The sequence below is a fragment of the Streptomyces sp. McG3 genome (assembly GCF_018619185.1).
Classification (GTDB): domain Bacteria; phylum Actinomycetota; class Actinomycetes; order Streptomycetales; family Streptomycetaceae; genus Streptomyces.
The window spans coordinates 1-14359 of sequence record NZ_JAAXYC010000202.1 but is presented as its reverse complement, the minus strand read 5'-3'; the positions used below and the strand labels follow the sequence as shown (position 1 = coordinate 14359).

Sequence of the window (14359 nt, the reverse complement as noted above, 5' to 3'; positions counted from 1 at the left end):
CGGCCGTGACGCCACTGTTGTAATCATGCTCGATATCGCGGAAAAGATCACGCTTCTCTTCTTGCGTCATACCCACGGAGTCGGCGTAATGGAACATAGCGGCTGCGGCGCTACGCTTACCCTGCGTCCTCCCGCCGCCTCCGTCCCGGTCCCGCCGTACGTCCTCCCGGATCCGCTCCGCCATCAGATCGGCGAGCGGATCCGTCACGTCCCAGGAGTGCGCGGCCGGATGCCGGTCGTACAGCACGCAGGCGTCCCCGTCCTTGACGGACAGCCGATGAATGACGGCCGGGCACGGCAGCAGCTCCGTGAACCGGAACTTCCGGCGCTGATCGGCGTCGGTCCAGAACATCCACAGATCCCGCCCGGCTCGGGCCGAGGCCGACCAGAGCTGGGCCGCGTGCTCGACCTCCTCGTCGTGCTCGCCGAGTTCGCAGAGCAGGAACTCGTCCAGGTCGGGCGCTTCCGACGCCGCGCCGGGCCCGCCCGCCCGGCCCATGAGCGCGACCCGCGCACCCATCTCGGGGAGTTCGGTGAAGGCGGTGCACTGCAACATGGCGCTCATCCTTGCCGGTGAGGAGGGGGAGTTCGGGCGGCGACGGCCAGGGGGCGCATGACGAGCCCGTACCAGGCAGCGGTGTCCCGGGCGACGAACTCGTACGGCAGCCCGTCCGCGAGCCGCGTCAGCGCGTAGTCGTGCTCGCGGAAACTGTCCGCCCAGGAGCGGAGTTCGGCCGGTGCGTCGCGCCGGCCCCCGGCGGGGACCGGGTACAGCGCGCGGGCCGGGAGCCAGGGGGCGTACGGGTCCGGGTCGAGCGCGTCCGCGAAGCGCTGGGCCTGGCGCCGCAGCCAGCGGAGGGCCAGCCGTCGTGTCGGGGCGAGGATCCCGCCGAGCCGGACGGACCGCGACGCGTCGCCGCCGTGGCTCTCGGCGACGTACCAACGGACCTGCGTCTGCGCCGCGTTCACAGGACCTCACCCCGGCTGCGGGCGTTGAGACGTGCGGTCCTGGCCCGGAGTTGCTCCATGAGGAGCGCGGGCCGGACCCGGTGCGGCTCGGCCTCCCACTCGGCCCCGCCGCCCACGGGCCGGAGCGACCAGTAGGGGCCGGCGACCCCGCGGAACTCGCCCACGCGGTCACCGCGCGCGGTGTCCACCATGAGCGTGCCGGGGGCAGGGGGGTCGGGAGGCTGCGCGTTCGGGCAAACGTTCTCGCCGTACACCTATCGCTCCTCTCTGTAGCCGTTTGACTACCGGGGCGATTCAGCGTGACCTAACGTCAGGAGCCATTCAACTTGCCTGTTCGGCAAGGAAGATCGGGGGTGGAGTCCGTGAACATCAAGGAATTGAACCCGGAGAGTTCCGCGCAGGCGGCCTACGGTGCACGTCTGCGCGAGTTACGGGAGAAGCGGGGCTGGACGCAGGAGGAGCTGGGGGACCACAACGGCTACTCCAGCACGCACATCTCGTCGGTGGAAACTGGTCGCAAACTCGCGACCTTGCGCTTTTCGCGCAGTACGGACCGGGCGCTGGGGCTCACCGGGACCGAGGCGTCTTTCGAGCGCGAGCTGGGCCAGATCAAGCACGGCAGCCTGCTGGAGGGCTTCCCGGAGTTCCTCGGTTACGAGCGCCGGGCGGCGGAGATCCGGCTGTACGAGGTCGGCGTCATCCCGGGCCTGCTCCAGACCCCGGAGTACGCCAGGGTCCTGGCCGACAGCGCCGTCAGGCGACAGGCGATCACGGCCGACCAGGCGGAAGAGCGCGTAGCGCTGGTCGCGGAGCGCCAGGCGTCCCTGGTCCGGGAGAAGCCGCCGCTGGTCTTCGCGATGCTGGACGAGAGCTGCCTCCGCAGGCCGGTCGGCAGGCCAGAGGTCATGAAGGCACAGGTGGACCGGCTGATCGAGTTCGCCGAGCAGCCCAACACCGTGATCCAGGTGGCCACGTTCGACATGGGCGAGCACCGCCCGTTCGATCTGCCGCTCTACATCCTGACCATGCCCGACCGCTCGCTCATGTCGTACGCGGAGTCGGCACAGCAGGGCTATTTGGAACGCGAAAGTGGCTCGGTGGTGCCGCATCTGACGGCCTACCATCAGATGCAGGCGGTAGCGCCCTCCCAGGCGGCGTCCGTAGACATGTTCAGGCAGTTGCGAAAGGGCATCCAGTGACAACCGAGACCCCCCGTTGGTTCACGTCCTCGTACAGCAACAATGGCGGCGCGTGCGTCGAGGTCGCCACCAACCTCGCCACCCCGCACGGCATCGTCCCCGTCCGCGACTCGAAGAACGTGAGCGGTCCCAGCCTGAGCGTTCAGGCCAGCGCATTCATCGCCTTCGTGACGGGTATCAAGTCCGGAGAGTTGCAGCACCCGTAACTACGGAAGGGCACCCGTGACAACCGAGACCCCCCGTTGGTTCACGTCCTCGTACAGCGAAAACGGCGGCCAGTGCGTCCAGGTCGCCACCAACCTCGCCACCCCGCACGGCATCGTCCCCGTCCGCGACTCCAAGAACGTGAGCGGCCCGGCCCTGACCATCCCCGCGACCGCGTTCACCGCCTTCGTCGCGGGCGTCCGGGCCGGAGACTTCGGCAGCGCCTGAACCACCCGTGCCGGCAGAGCAAAAGCCCCACCGTGCGCTCACGGTGGGGCTTGCGGCCCCGCGTCGCTCAGTCCGGCCATCTCCACTCGATCCCGTACACGCCCGGTACGCACCGCGTCGGCATGAGGTGGGTCGTGTGGAAGTCGTCCAGGGCCGAGCGGTGACGGTGGCTGGGGTCGGCGCCGATCCGCTCGCGGCGGTATCCCCAGCACTGAGTGGGCACCGCCCGGGGGTCGAAGCGCACATGCAGCAGATACGCGCGCAGGGGAACGGTGACGCGGCGCTCGTGCTGCCAGGAGACCTCTCCCTCCGCCCGGAGGGTGTAGGCGATGACCGCCGTCTCCGTACGGGCCAGCCGGCGGCCGAGCGGAATGTCGGCGGCCACGCAGCCCAGCTCCTCCAGGAACCGCATACGCGGTGCGGGGCGGCCCGGGACGTCGAGGGCGGCCGTTCCGGCCTTCGGTGAGTCGAGGAAGTGGACGACGCCGAGGTGGTCGACGCCGTCGCGAACGGCCTGGACGACGGTGGTCACCGAGGTTTCACGGATGGCGCGGTGCTCGTCCAAGCAGACCGTCTCCTGGATGGTGAGCGCACGCAGACCCACGTTGAAATGGGCGAACGCGTCACCGAGGGCCTGCTCCACATCGGAGTCCTCACCGAAGACTCCGCGGGCAGCGGCCGGGTCGGGCGGCCGGGCCCCGCCCCGGGGGCGGTGCGGTCCGAGCAACGAGCGCAGGGCGCCGGTCGGCAGGTCGAGCAGAGGTTCCAGGGCATCGACGGCGCGGAGCGACTGGGCTTTCTCGGGCTGGCTGCGACCGCGCTGCCAGTGGCTGAGGGTGGCGAGGCTGACGGATATCTGCTGGGCGCGCAGGTGGTCGCGGACGCGTTCCAGCGGGAGTCCACGTCGGCGCAGGGCTTGGCGGAACACGGCCGCGAAGGTCGCGTCTGCCTCTCGGCACCCTTCGAGGGCGTCCACCAGGCCCTCGGGGGCTTCGGTTTCGGCGGCTTCGAGGTCGTCGACGTCGGGGAGGGGATGCGGCATGGCGTCTCTCAACGGTCTGCGGGCACCAGCGGCTCGGGGGCCGCCCACCTTAGCCCGGTGGACGGCCCCTGGTCAGCCCTTCTGTCGCGGGTCAGTTGGTGTTGAGGGTCAGCCCGTAGTGGGCGAGGGTGTCGTCGAGCGGCTGGAAGTAGGAGGAGCCGCGGGAGTCGACCCCGCCGGTGCAGCGCTGGTTGGTGGGGCCGCCGGAGGTCATGCCCTGGGCCTGGTTGCCGGAGATGTACGCGCCGCCGCTGTCGCCGCCCTCCGTGCAGACGCTGGAGGTGGCGAGGCCGGTGACGACGGTGTCGGGTCCGCCGTTGAGGTCGACGTAGGTGACCGAGACGTTGTAGGAGCCGACGGTGCCGCAGGTCCAGCCCGTGGTGGCACCGGACTTGCAGAGCGAGGCGCCGGAGGCGGCCCGGCTGCTGCCCCGGACGGCGATGGGGTTGGTGTTGCCCCAGGTGCCGACGCTGGTGGTGATGGAGTGGCCGGAGTTGACGGAGGCGATACCCATGTCGACGCTGCGGGTGCCGAGGGCGTAGCGGGTCTTGGTGCCCTTGGCGAACGCGGTGCCGTCGTAGCGCAAGGTCGGGAGGTTGGCGACGCAGTGGCCTGCGGTGACCAGGTACTGGTTGCCGGACCGGTCGCGGGCTCCGTAGCCGACGGAACACCAGCCGGTGGTGCTGTTGATCGTCATCTTGCTGCCGGGGTATATCGCTGCCTGGGGGGCGAGCTTCTCCTCGCCGCGCACGATCTTGACGGCGGAGCCGTGCTTCGCCGCTGCGGCGAGGAAGGCCTTGGCGGGGGCCGAGCGGTCGCTGTTCACCTTGACGACGACCTGGTCGGCGGCGAGGTCCACGGACCACGCCACCACGCCGGCGGGGGCGCTCTTCGCGGCGGACGCGTCGAGCCGCGCCTTGATCCGGTCGAGTGTGCTCTCGCCCCGAACGGGCAACCGTGCTTCCAGACCGGCCTGTTCGAACCGGGCGAGGTCGGCGCGGTCCGTGGCGTTGACGGTCAGGTCGCCGGAGGCGTCGAAGAACGCGCCGTCGTCGGCCAGTCCGTCCTCGCGGAGCTCGGCGAGCCGCTTCTGCTGGGCGTCCTGCCGGTCCAGCCGGTCGGTCGCCGCCTTCTCGTCCACGTCGAGCGAAGCGGCGAGCGCCCGTACCATCTCGGGCTGGTAGAGCGGGGCTGACGCGTCCCCGGCGGGAGCGGTGGCCTGGGCGGTGGCCTGGGCGGTGGCCTGGGTTCCCATGACCACGGAGGCCGAGAGCGCGGCCGCCACGAAGGCGAATCTGTACGTGCCGGAACGGCGGGAATTCTGGGGATTGCGAGAACTGCGGGAAATACGCACGCTGATTCCTTCCGGATGGCAGGCAGAACTCGCGAGGGGGGTTATATTCGGCGATACGTCAGCGCGCGTCGCCGGGAGTGAGTTCCGCCAGGCGACGGGAGCGAGGCCCGCCGCGACATGAACTTTGGCCCAACGGCTCAGCGCCAGCAAGGTGCTTGACGGGGGGAAGTTTTAACAGAACGCCGGGAAGACTGTAAAAGCCGCCGTTCGCAATTCATCTCCTGCCGAAGCGCGAATCCGCGCGTCCGCGCCCACGCGAATCGTCATTCCGTCAGCCTTTTCAACGTGGCCACGGTCGAGTGACGCCGGGGTCACGACGGCTCATCCACGCCCGCGCGGCCGGCGTCTCCACGGCGAACCGCTCGTGGAGGTGCTCCAGCGCCCGGGCGACGACCCTGGCGAGCGGGTCGGCGCCGATCTCCTCCGGTAGAGACCTGTCGAGGTAGCGCTCCCGACCGCCCGAGGGGCGCGTTGGGAGCCCCGGGGAGGCTTCCCACCGACAGCGGTGGGTACATCCGCAGACATGGACGCCGGCGCATGGATATCGCTGATAGCTACGGGGATCGTCTTGCTCATCGGGGCGGGGCTCATCTGCTACGAGCAGTGGGGGTCCGGCGCGAACCGGAGCCGGGAGCGTGACCTCGGTCCGGACCACACCAGCGGCGGCGGCGGAGGCGGCTGACGCCCACGGTTCGGCACACCCTGCAGGCGCCGTCGCGGAACCGGCCGCCACGGTACGGCGGGGAGCTGTCGGGGCCGTCAGCGGAAGACGGCGCTGTAGGCGTTGAGCGCGGGCCGGCCGCCGAGGTGCGCGTACAGAACGTTGGAGCTCCTGGGGATCTCGCCGCCGCGTACCAGGTCGATGACGGCCCGTACGGCCAGGAGCGGTTCCCGTGTCACATCACAACACGGCGAACGGTGCCCGCCGCTGGGGGGCGGCAGTCAGCCGTCCATCTTCGCGTTGCTCGGTCCGTCGAGGCAGGAGATCCCTTCGATCTCGTCGTCGGTGGGCCTGGCCTCGTCGCGGTCCTTCTTGGGCACGAGGGGCAGATTGATCTGGAAGTCGCGGTCCCAGTCGTTGCTCTGCGCGTAGTCCAGGAGGGCCTTGCGGAGCTTCTCGCAGTCTTCGCGGTGGCCCTTGGCCATGGCAATGCCGTAGTCGTTGAACGGGCCGAACGTCAGGGCGTGCGCGACGCTGAGACCGGGTTCCTCTTTCATGAACCCGTAGAGAATCAGCTGGTCGGTGGAGAGAGCATCGACTCTCTTCTCCTTCAGCGCTTTGACGCATTCCTGCGCGTCCGTCATATCGACGGTGCGGATCAGGCTGTACGCCGGCTTCTTCAGCTCCGCCGCGGAAGTGGTGCCTTCCCAGACACAGACGAGCCGCCCGTTGAGGTCACTGTGGTCCTTGTAGCGTCCGACGTCCCCGGCACGCACGAGGATGCCCTGTCGGGTGGACGCGTAGGGGCCCACGAAGTCGAGCCCGTCACCGCCTTCCGACGTCGGCTTCATCCTCTGCTCCGTGATCGAGTAAGTGGCCGCGACGAGCTGGACGTCCCCGTCGTGCAGGGCGCGGGCCCGGTTCTTGGACAGGACGCCTTCGAAATCCGAGGACTTGACCTTGACCCCCACCCTGTTGAGCACCTCCCGGGCGACCGTGATGTCGAACCCGTTGAACTCGCCGTCGTGGGGTGAGTAGCTCGTGCCCGGCTGATCGCCCTTGCTGCCGATCTCGATCTTCCCCTCGGCGAGCAGTGACGAGGGTTCCGACGAGCAGCCGGCCAGGGAAGCTCCAGCAAGGGCCGCCGCGACGGCCCCGGTGCGGATGGTGCGGTGACGGTGACCTGTTTTCCCCATGAACGGTCCTCACAGTCTTTTCGGTTCTTCAGTCGTTGTGCAACGTTCCGCGGGCCTGCGCAAGGCGCATGGAGCAGCCTGTCTCCGGCCGCACGGCGACGTCGAACCGGACCGCTCCCCCGCGCCCGCCGAGGTCGAAGTCGACGGTCGACTGCGCGGGCACCTCCGAATGGTGCGGGGTGATGCCCGGGGTGACGGTGGTGATCGTCGCCGTGGTCCTGCCGACGCAGGTGGGCGTGTTCGGATCGTCGTCCTTGATGGTCAGCGTCAGGCGCAGCTTGTCCCGTACGAAGCCGGCGGCCTGCGGCGTCATCACCACCGTGAGTGTGCCGCCGGCGTCGTCCACGGGCTGCGTGCCCCCGATGGTCATCTCCACGCCGACCTCGCCGGTGCGCTCGACGTCCACCCAGGCGAGCGCACCGGCACCGCTGCAGAGCGCGGCAGCGCCGACGAGGACCGCACGGACCGTTGTGCGCCGCCGTCTTTCGGCGGCCTGCTGCGCGGCGTCGCGGGTCTGCTCGGTCCGGTCGGCCGGGTACAGGGCGGCGGTGCCGGCGGCCAGCAGGGCGAGGGCCGCGAGGACGTAGAACCACACGTACTGAACCTGCGGCCCGCCGGGCCACTGGACGACGGCGAAGACGGCGAAGACGGTGGTGGCGGCGACAACGAGCCAGGCGGACACGGGGAGCCACGCGACGTGCCTCAACGGCCGCTTGAAACCCCAGTTGAACGTGGCGTTGTCACCGACCGAGCCGATCGAGGACGAGCCGGGGCCGCTGGAGCTGACGTTGGCGACCTCGGTGCTTCTGTCCGCGTCGGGGCCTCCGGAACTCACGTTCCGTCCTCATGACGACTGCCGCCGCCGAAGTGGAAGGCGGCGCCGTCCCCCACCGAGCCGAAAGCGGCGGAGTTCGGGCCCTGGGCCGTGACGTTGTAGGTGCGGTTGGGCGCCGGGGCGGACGCCACGAGTTCCGCCAGGCGGGCCTCGTCCGGACGGCGGTCCCGCTGTTCGCCGACCCACGCCGTCAGGGCCGCGGCCAGCCGCTCCCTGTCCTCGGGGGAGAGTGCGCCGAGGAGCTCGTCGGCGCGCCGTTCGCTGCGGCCCTCGGGCAGTCCGATCGGGGTGTCCTCGCCGCCGCCCCGGCGGAAGAGCCTGCGGAAGTAGCCCTGGCCTGCGTCGATCGACCCGTCCGTGAGTCGCTGTGCGGCACTCGCCACCATCGCGGCGCCCAGGACCTCGGCCGTCAGGGAGAAGTAGGTGGCGAGTTCAGCGGATATCTCGGGAAGACTGGTCATGGGAGCCCCCGTTACCGATTCTCTGGTGCGCCGCTCCAACACTGTCAACAGGCCCATGGTAAAGGGTTTTCCATGCTTCTGACAGGTTGCCAGATGTGTTCCTCGTGGGTGTGGATGAGGCCTGATCAGGTAGGTGCGAACGGGCATCCTGTGACGACCCAAACCCCCCGCTGGCACACGTCCTCGTACAGCGGCAACGGCGGCCAGTGCATCCAGGTCGCCACCAACCTCGCCACCCCGCACGGCATCGTCCCCGTCCGCGACTCCAAGAACGTGAGCGGCCCGGCCCTGACCATCCCCGCGACCGCGTTCACCGCCTTCGTCGCGGGCGTCCGGGCCGGAGACCTCGGCACCGTCTGAGCCATCCGAGGCGGCACGGCACCGGCCCCACCGAGCGGACACGGTGGGGCCGGTGCCGTGCGGCCAGAAGCCGCCGCGGGTCTCACCCCGCGGTATCGCGATCGATTCCGCGGCGGCGCCGGTAGTACGCGACGGTCAGTACGGCCAGGAGTGGTCCCCAGAGGGTCAGTGGCGTGTAGCAGACGTAGAACCAGGCGGCTTCCCAGCCACCCGCCTCACCGGGGAAATCGTCGGACAGCGCGTCGCCGCGGATCGTCGTACCGCGGATCTCGTTGACGATGGCCAGGACGGTGAACAGGAGTGTCAGGGCCGCGGCCCCCAGGGCGGCCGGGATGACCGCGGCCCGCGTCGGGACCTGGCGCCCGCCCAGGCGCGGGATCCCGTGCGGGAAGATCTCGCCCCAGCGGGCGACCAGGCCGATCGCGGTGAAGGCGAGAAGTTCGGAGACGACCGAGAGGAAGGGGATGTACATCCGCTCGGCGAAGCTGATCCCGTCGCCGAATGCCGCCGGGAGACGCCACACGCTGGACGGCAGGACTACGAGGGGCACCGCGTACGCGGTGAGTCGAAGTCCTCGGGAGACTCCGGGGGCCGGCTCGTGCGCGGCGCGCCAGGCGGCGCGGAACCGGCCGGTCCGTGTGATGACGCGGCCGTCGGCACTGATCGTGGGCACGTGGGATCCTCGGTTTCGGCAGGCTGGTGACTGGCCCGTTCACTTCCTGACCCTCCCAGCCCCGGGAGGGTCCGGGATCGGCCTGCGGGCGTAACCGCCTACGCCGCGCGGTCGATGGCGGATCCGACTCCGGAGTGACAGGCGGGCCGGTCGGCACGGTGGGGACCTGTCCGGGCGGCGAGCCGGGCGTTCGCCACGGGGCCCGGACCGCATCGCCGAGGGAGCGTCCACCGGCCGACGGCTCACCCCCCGACGGTGAGCGAGTGCCCGTGGTCCGCTTACCCGATCCGCCCCTGGCGGGCAAGCGGCCGTTCGGGCCCTTCTAGGCTGGGGGCCATGCCCACGCCACCCGCATACGCCCCCGGCATCACTCCCGCATACGCCCTCGTCGCCACGGACCTGGACGGCACCCTCCTGCGCCCGGACGACACCGTGAGCGCCCGGTCCCGGGCCGCGCTCGCCCTCGCCGCCTCGGCCGGCGCCCGGCACCTGGTCGTCACCGGGCGGCCCGTGCCCGGGATACGGGCGTTGCTCGCGGACCTGGCGTACACCGGGCTCGTCGTCTGCGGGCAGGGCACCCAGCTCTACGAGGCCGGGGCGGGCGGCGGGCGGCTGCTGCGGTCCGCCGCCCTGGACCGGGAGGCCGCCGACACCGCGCTCGGGAAGATCGAGGCCGAGGTCGGGGCCGTGTTCGCCGCCGTGGACCAGGACGGCGTGGACGGGGTGACCCTGATCGAGGCCGGGTACCGGATGCCGAACCCGACGCTTCCCGCCCAACGCGTCGGCTCCCGGGCCGCGTTGTGGGAGCGGCCCGTGATCAAGGTGCTGGTGCGCCATCCCGGCCTGGGCGACGACGCTCTGGCCGCGGCGGCACGGGGGGCCGTGGGCGATCTGGCGACGGTGACCATGGCGGGTCCCGGCACGGTGGAGCTGGCCCCGCGCGGAGTGGACAAGGGCACCGGGCTGGCGGTGGCCGCCGAGCTGCTGGGAGTCGGGGCGGAGCGGATCGTCGCGTTCGGGGACATGCCCAACGACCTTCCGATGTTCGCCGGTTCGGGCCACCGGGTCGCCATGGGCAACGCGCATCCGGAGCTGCGCGCGGCGGCCGACGAGGTGACCCTGTCGAACGCGGAGGACGGGGTCGCGGTGGTCCTGGAGCGCCTGTTCGGCCCGGCCGGTGCCCGGCGGCCGGGCGCAGAGGTCGCGCCGGGGCACTAGCTTGGTCTAGACCAAGAGCGGTACGCTTCCGTCGCTACCCGTGACAGCCCCACCGTCACGGCGTTGCTGCTTGACATGCGCATGCCTGCCCCGTCTCCGCGCGGGCGGGCACGAACCCCCACAGAGGAGTTGTCATGAAAAGCAAGAGGCTCTTAGCCGTCGCCATCGGCGCGGGAATCGCCCCGCTCCTGGCCGTCAGCCTGCCGGCCGGCAGCGCGAGCGCGCACGGCTACATCTCATCACCCCCCAGCCGACAGGCCCAGTGCGCCGCCGGAACGGTCTCCTGCGGTGCCATCAAGTACGAGCCGCAGAGCGTCGAGGGCCCCAAGGGGCTGACGAGCTGCAGCGGAGGGAACGCCGGCTTCGCCGAGCTCAACAATGACAACAAGGGCTGGAAGGTCACCCCGGTCAGCCGGACGACCAGCTTCAACTGGCGGCTGACGGCACGCCACGCCACCAGCACCTGGCAGTACTACGCGGGCGGCCGGAAGATCGCCGAGTTCAACGACGGCGGTGCCCAGCCGGGCGCCACCGTCACCCACCAGGTCAGCTTCGGCAGCCTGTCCGGCAAGCAGAAGGTGCTGGCCGTGTGGAACATCGCCGACACCGCCAACGCGTTCTACGCCTGCGTGGACGTGAACGTGAGCTGACGCGGTACCGCGTGAACGTGAGCTGACGCGATACCGCAACCCCGCCCGGCCCCGCCGGGACGAACAGAGCCTGTCCGGGGTACCGGAGCGCGCCGGTCGTGGTCGCGAGGACGCCGCCCTCGCGACCGCGGTCGCCGGTCCCCGGGCAGGCCCACGCCAGCAGGCCGACCCACCGGCCGCACCACCGAGATGAGGTCCCATGAACCGACACCGACTCACCGCCCGCGCGGCCGTCGTGGCCCTGCTCGCCACCGGCCTCGCCGCTTCCCCGGCACTCGCCGCCCCCACCGGCACCGGGGCGAAGGCCCGCGTCGGCGCCGACTGGGCGAAGCAGTCGATCACCTTCACCGCGGGCGCGGGCCAGGTGAACGACCTCCACGTGGTCCCCATGGACCGGGGCGACGGAGTCCGGCGGATCGGCTTCCGCGACGCGGTCCCGCTCGTACCCGGCGACCACTGCGCCTACCTCACCCCCGGGGACGAGACCTACGTCGTCTGCGAACTGCCCACCGACAGCTCCCGGCCGGACCGGATCGACGTCTTCCTCGGCGACGGCGACGACGAGATCGCCACCAGCGACCCCGGGGTCGCCACCGTCAGCGGCGGCCCCGGCGACGACATGCTGCACGCCCACACCGCGCACACCGTGCGGGGCGACGCGGGGAACGACATGGTCATGGGGCGCGTGGTCCTGGACGGTGGCGACGGCATGGACCACCTGATGGCCGTCGACGGCGACCAGCGGCTGTGGGGCGGCCGGGGCGACGACATGATCGAGGCGTACGACGGCGACGACCTCGTGTACGCGGGCCCGGGCGACGACCACGTCATGGGCGGGGAGGGCGACGACGTCCTGCTCGGCGGCTCCGGCGACGACATGGTGCACGGCGAGGACGGCGACGACCTGATCGTCGGCGGCTCCGGCAAGGACAGCGTCGACGGCGGCCCCGGCCGGAACATCGTTCTCCGGTAGGCGGGGCCGGGGTCCGGGCCGCCGGGGGCCCGGACCCCGTGGCCCTCAGCCCCGGGGCGGGTCGAGCTTGCGGAAGTAGGTCCAGCTGGTCTCGTTCGGCTCGCTCCACTCCTCCGGGGCGTGGGCGAACTCCGGATGGCGCTCGGCGATGTAGGCGCGGGTGCGCTCGGGAACCTCGCCGTACGCGCCGAGCTTGCGGCCCCGGCAGTGGAAGGTGAGGCCGCCGGGCCGCTGCCCCCGGGCCATCCACGGGAGCCACGGGGACATCCGGCTCCACGACATGGTGGCCGGGACGCTGGGCGCCGGGCCCGCCAGGTCGGCGCGGTCGGCGAAGAACTGGAAGAGCTCCAGGGCCTTGTACGTGTCCCCCGCCGAGTGCACCGGATACTCGGCCACCGGCAGCGGCGACGGGTAGGCGAGCGGGATCTCCAGACTGAAGCAGACCTGATCCCCGAGGTCGGTCGTCGGGATCGGGAAGGGACGCCACTTCTGGTTGGCCGGGTCGTTCCAGACGTGCACCACCGGCAGGTCCTGCCAGGTCTCCAGGATCTCGCGGCTGACGGGATCCAGATAGAACGCGGCCTCACGGGTGAGCAGTTGGTACGCGTCAGGCCCGGCCTCCGGGTCCTGGACCAGCCGGGAGACGTTGAGGCCCTCGAAACCGAAGATCCGCCGGTAGGGCTCATCGGGGGCCCAGGAGTACACGTCTCCGGACCACCAGTACGTGACCTCCTCGCCGTCGAGGGAGGCACGGGTACGGGCGAAGGAGCGCAGCAGCTCCGCGGGATGCGTCATACGGACCACTCTGCGCGATCGGCGCGGTCACCGTGCGGCTCGGACGGAATCGGACCGGCCGGGACGAGGGTCGGGAGCGGGGGCCGGAGCGGGGGCGGTCAGGAATCGCCGCTCGGCAGATCCTGCTCGGTCCACAGCACCTTGCCGTCCGGCCCGTGGCGGGCTCCCCAGTGGGAGGCGAGCCGGGAGACGATGAACAGGCCCCGGCCGCCCTCGTCGACGGTCCGGGCGTGCCGCAGGTGCGGGGAGGCCATGGAGCCGTCGTGGACCTCGCAGGTCAGCGTGGAGTCCAGCAGGAGCCGCAGCCGCAGCGGCGGGGAGCCGTGGAGGACGGCGTTGGTGACCAGCTCGCTGACGATCAGCTCCGTCGCCTCGACGGTGTCCTCGTCCAGCCCCCAGCCCTGGAGCCGGTCGCGTACGAGCACCCGGGCCGTGGCGGGCGTCGTGGGGTCCTGGGCCAGGTCCCAGGTGGCGACCAGGTGGTCGGAGACCGTACCCGTACGGGCCAGGAGCAGGGCCGCGCCGGCGGAGCGGGTGTCGTCCGGCAGCGCGTACACGATGTCGTCGCCCAGTTGCTGGAGGCTTCGGCCCGGCCGGGCGAGGGTCTGGGTGATGCGTTCGGCGGCGTGGTCGCCGGAGAGCAGCTCGGCGGTGCAGAACGCGAGGAGGCTGCCCACCTCCAGGGTGACGGTGGCGGGGGCGAAGAGGGCGCTGTCGGTGGAGAAGAGTCCGGGCCCCTCCGGCACGTCGAGGGCGACCGCCCGTCGGTCGGGGCCGACGATCAGCGGCGCGGGGTGGCCGGCGCGCGCGACGGTGCAGGTGCGCGTGAACGGGTCGTAGACCCCGTACACGCAGCCCGCGCTGAGGGGTTCGCTCCGGAGGGCGTCGGCCGGGGGCAGGGCGGCGCGTTCTTGGGCGAGGCGGTCGGCGGTGTCCTTGAGCCGGGCGAGGACCTCCGCCGGCTCCAGGTCGAGACCCGCCAGCGCCTGGATGACCGTACGCAACTGGCCCATGGCGATGGCCGACTGGAGCCCCTCACCCGGGACGCCGCCCACGACGAGCGCGGTGCGGGCCCCGGACAGGGCGATGGTGTCGAACCAGCAGCCGCTGTCCCGGCCCGGCAGCAGGACGTGCGCGGTGTCGACGGCTGCCTGATGGCGTTCGGCCTGCGGAAGCAGCCGCCGCTGGACCGTCGAGGCGATGATGTGCTCGCGCTCGTAGCGGCGGGCGTTGTCGATGCCGAGGGCCGCCCGGGTGGCCGCCGCGACGGCGAGGGAGAGATCGTCGTCGTCGAAGGGCTCGGCCGCTCCGCAGCGATAGAGGCTGACCAGCCCGAGGACCGCGCCCCGCAGGGTCAGGGGCACCACGATCAGGGAGTGCGCGCCGGTCTCCGCGACGGCGCGCGCCCCGTCCGGGTCGGTGTCCGGCCACGGGGCGCCGGGCCCGAGCGGGACGAGCCGGGCCCGCAGGTCGGTGGTGGCGAGCGCGTACGGCGTACGGGCGGGAAGGCGGCGGGTCACCCCCGCCGAGCGCTCCCGGTC

The 14359-nt window shown here is 71.4% G+C and carries 17 protein-coding genes and 3 pseudogenes; 7 read left to right on the top strand and 13 right to left on the bottom strand.

Going from position 1 to position 14359, the window contains the following annotated elements:
• Positions 1-127: 127 nt before the first annotated feature.
• The 3 genes and pseudogenes from HET64_RS26705 to HET64_RS26695 form a co-directional block, all read right to left on the bottom strand.
• A pseudogene (locus HET64_RS26705) lies at positions 128-556 on the bottom strand (hypothetical protein); the annotation flags it as partial.
• 5 nt (positions 557-561) lie between these two features.
• Positions 562-969 (bottom strand): hypothetical protein, encoded by a 408-nt coding sequence (locus HET64_RS26700; RefSeq protein ID WP_215109714.1) that lies wholly within the window; start codon positions 967-969, stop codon positions 562-564.
• Positions 966-1223, bottom strand: a complete 258-nt coding sequence (locus HET64_RS26695; protein ID WP_215109713.1) for a hypothetical protein — start codon at positions 1221-1223, stop codon at positions 966-968. The genes HET64_RS26700 and HET64_RS26695 overlap by 4 nt, the downstream gene beginning before the upstream one ends.
• A 108-nt stretch (positions 1224-1331) precedes the next feature.
• On the opposite strand from HET64_RS26695, the gene HET64_RS26690 reads away from it, so the two are divergent.
• Genes HET64_RS26690 through HET64_RS26680 form a run of 3 tightly spaced genes read left to right on the top strand, consistent with a single transcriptional unit; the run spans position 1332 to position 2600 of the window.
• Positions 1332-2168 (top strand): helix-turn-helix transcriptional regulator, encoded by an 837-nt coding sequence (locus tag HET64_RS26690; RefSeq protein ID WP_215109716.1) that lies wholly within the window; start codon positions 1332-1334, stop codon positions 2166-2168.
• Positions 2165-2374 (top strand): DUF397 domain-containing protein, encoded by a 210-nt coding sequence (locus HET64_RS26685; protein ID WP_215109712.1) that lies wholly within the window; start codon positions 2165-2167, stop codon positions 2372-2374. Before HET64_RS26690 ends, HET64_RS26685 begins: the two co-directional genes overlap by 4 nt.
• A 16-nt stretch (positions 2375-2390) precedes the next feature.
• Positions 2391-2600 carry a DUF397 domain-containing protein gene (locus HET64_RS26680; protein WP_215109711.1) on the top strand — a complete coding sequence of 70 codons (210 nt, stop codon included), beginning with the start codon at positions 2391-2393 and terminating at the stop codon, positions 2598-2600.
• 67 nt (positions 2601-2667) lie between these two features.
• Here the strand turns inward: HET64_RS26680 and HET64_RS26675 are convergent, their stop codons facing one another.
• From HET64_RS26675 to HET64_RS26645, 7 genes and pseudogenes are all read right to left on the bottom strand, one after another.
• Positions 2668-3642 carry a hypothetical protein gene (locus HET64_RS26675; RefSeq protein ID WP_215109710.1) on the bottom strand — a complete coding sequence of 325 codons (975 nt, stop codon included), beginning with the start codon at positions 3640-3642 and terminating at the stop codon, positions 2668-2670.
• Between the two features lie 91 nt (positions 3643-3733).
• Entirely contained in the window at positions 3734-4897 is a 1164-nt protein-coding gene (locus HET64_RS26670) for a S1 family peptidase (protein WP_251145912.1), read from the bottom strand.
• 412 nt (positions 4898-5309) lie between these two features.
• Positions 5310-5474: pseudogene (locus tag HET64_RS26665) on the bottom strand (AraC family transcriptional regulator); the annotation flags it as partial.
• A 281-nt stretch (positions 5475-5755) separates the two neighbouring features.
• Positions 5756-5860, bottom strand: a pseudogene (locus HET64_RS26660) (aminocyclopropane-1-carboxylate deaminase/D-cysteine desulfhydrase family protein); the annotation flags it as partial.
• 78 nt (positions 5861-5938) lie between these two features.
• Entirely contained in the window at positions 5939-6853 is a 915-nt protein-coding gene (locus tag HET64_RS26655; protein WP_215109709.1) for a glutamate ABC transporter substrate-binding protein, read from the bottom strand.
• A 28-nt stretch (positions 6854-6881) separates the two neighbouring features.
• Positions 6882-7688, bottom strand: a complete 807-nt coding sequence (locus HET64_RS26650; protein ID WP_215109708.1) for a hypothetical protein — start codon at positions 7686-7688, stop codon at positions 6882-6884.
• On the bottom strand, positions 7685-8149 hold the full coding sequence (locus tag HET64_RS26645; RefSeq protein WP_215109707.1) for a hypothetical protein: 465 nt from the start codon (positions 8147-8149) through the stop codon (positions 7685-7687). Before HET64_RS26645 ends, HET64_RS26650 begins: the two co-directional genes overlap by 4 nt.
• A gap of 150 nt (positions 8150-8299) precedes the next feature.
• Between HET64_RS26645 and HET64_RS26640 the strand changes: the two genes are divergently transcribed.
• On the top strand, positions 8300-8509 hold the full coding sequence (locus tag HET64_RS26640; RefSeq protein WP_215109706.1) for a DUF397 domain-containing protein: 210 nt from the start codon (positions 8300-8302) through the stop codon (positions 8507-8509).
• An 82-nt stretch (positions 8510-8591) separates the two neighbouring features.
• On the opposite strand, the gene HET64_RS26635 is transcribed toward HET64_RS26640, so the two are convergent.
• A complete protein-coding gene (locus HET64_RS26635; RefSeq protein WP_215109705.1) occupies positions 8592-9182 on the bottom strand; it encodes a hypothetical protein in 591 nt (196 codons plus the stop codon).
• A gap of 336 nt (positions 9183-9518) precedes the next feature.
• On the opposite strand from HET64_RS26635, the gene HET64_RS26630 reads away from it, so the two are divergent.
• From HET64_RS26630 to HET64_RS26620, 3 genes are all read left to right on the top strand, one after another.
• Positions 9519-10400 (top strand): HAD family hydrolase, encoded by an 882-nt coding sequence (locus HET64_RS26630; protein ID WP_215109704.1) that lies wholly within the window; start codon positions 9519-9521, stop codon positions 10398-10400.
• Between the two features lie 134 nt (positions 10401-10534).
• The gene (locus HET64_RS26625; protein WP_215109703.1) at positions 10535-11050 is read left to right on the top strand and encodes a lytic polysaccharide monooxygenase auxiliary activity family 9 protein; all 516 of its coding nucleotides are present in this window, start codon (positions 10535-10537) and stop codon (positions 11048-11050) included.
• Between the two features lie 199 nt (positions 11051-11249).
• Entirely contained in the window at positions 11250-12023 is a 774-nt protein-coding gene (locus HET64_RS26620) for a calcium-binding protein (protein ID WP_215109702.1), read from the top strand.
• A gap of 45 nt (positions 12024-12068) precedes the next feature.
• Here the strand turns inward: HET64_RS26620 and HET64_RS26615 are convergent, their stop codons facing one another.
• Together HET64_RS26615 and HET64_RS26610 are read right to left on the bottom strand one after the other, a co-directional pair.
• Positions 12069-12818 (bottom strand): DUF1838 family protein, encoded by a 750-nt coding sequence (locus HET64_RS26615; protein ID WP_215109701.1) that lies wholly within the window; start codon positions 12816-12818, stop codon positions 12069-12071.
• 98 nt (positions 12819-12916) lie between these two features.
• Positions 12917-14359: SpoIIE family protein phosphatase (locus tag HET64_RS26610; RefSeq protein WP_215109700.1), on the bottom strand; the 1443-nt coding region annotated here is incomplete at its 5' end.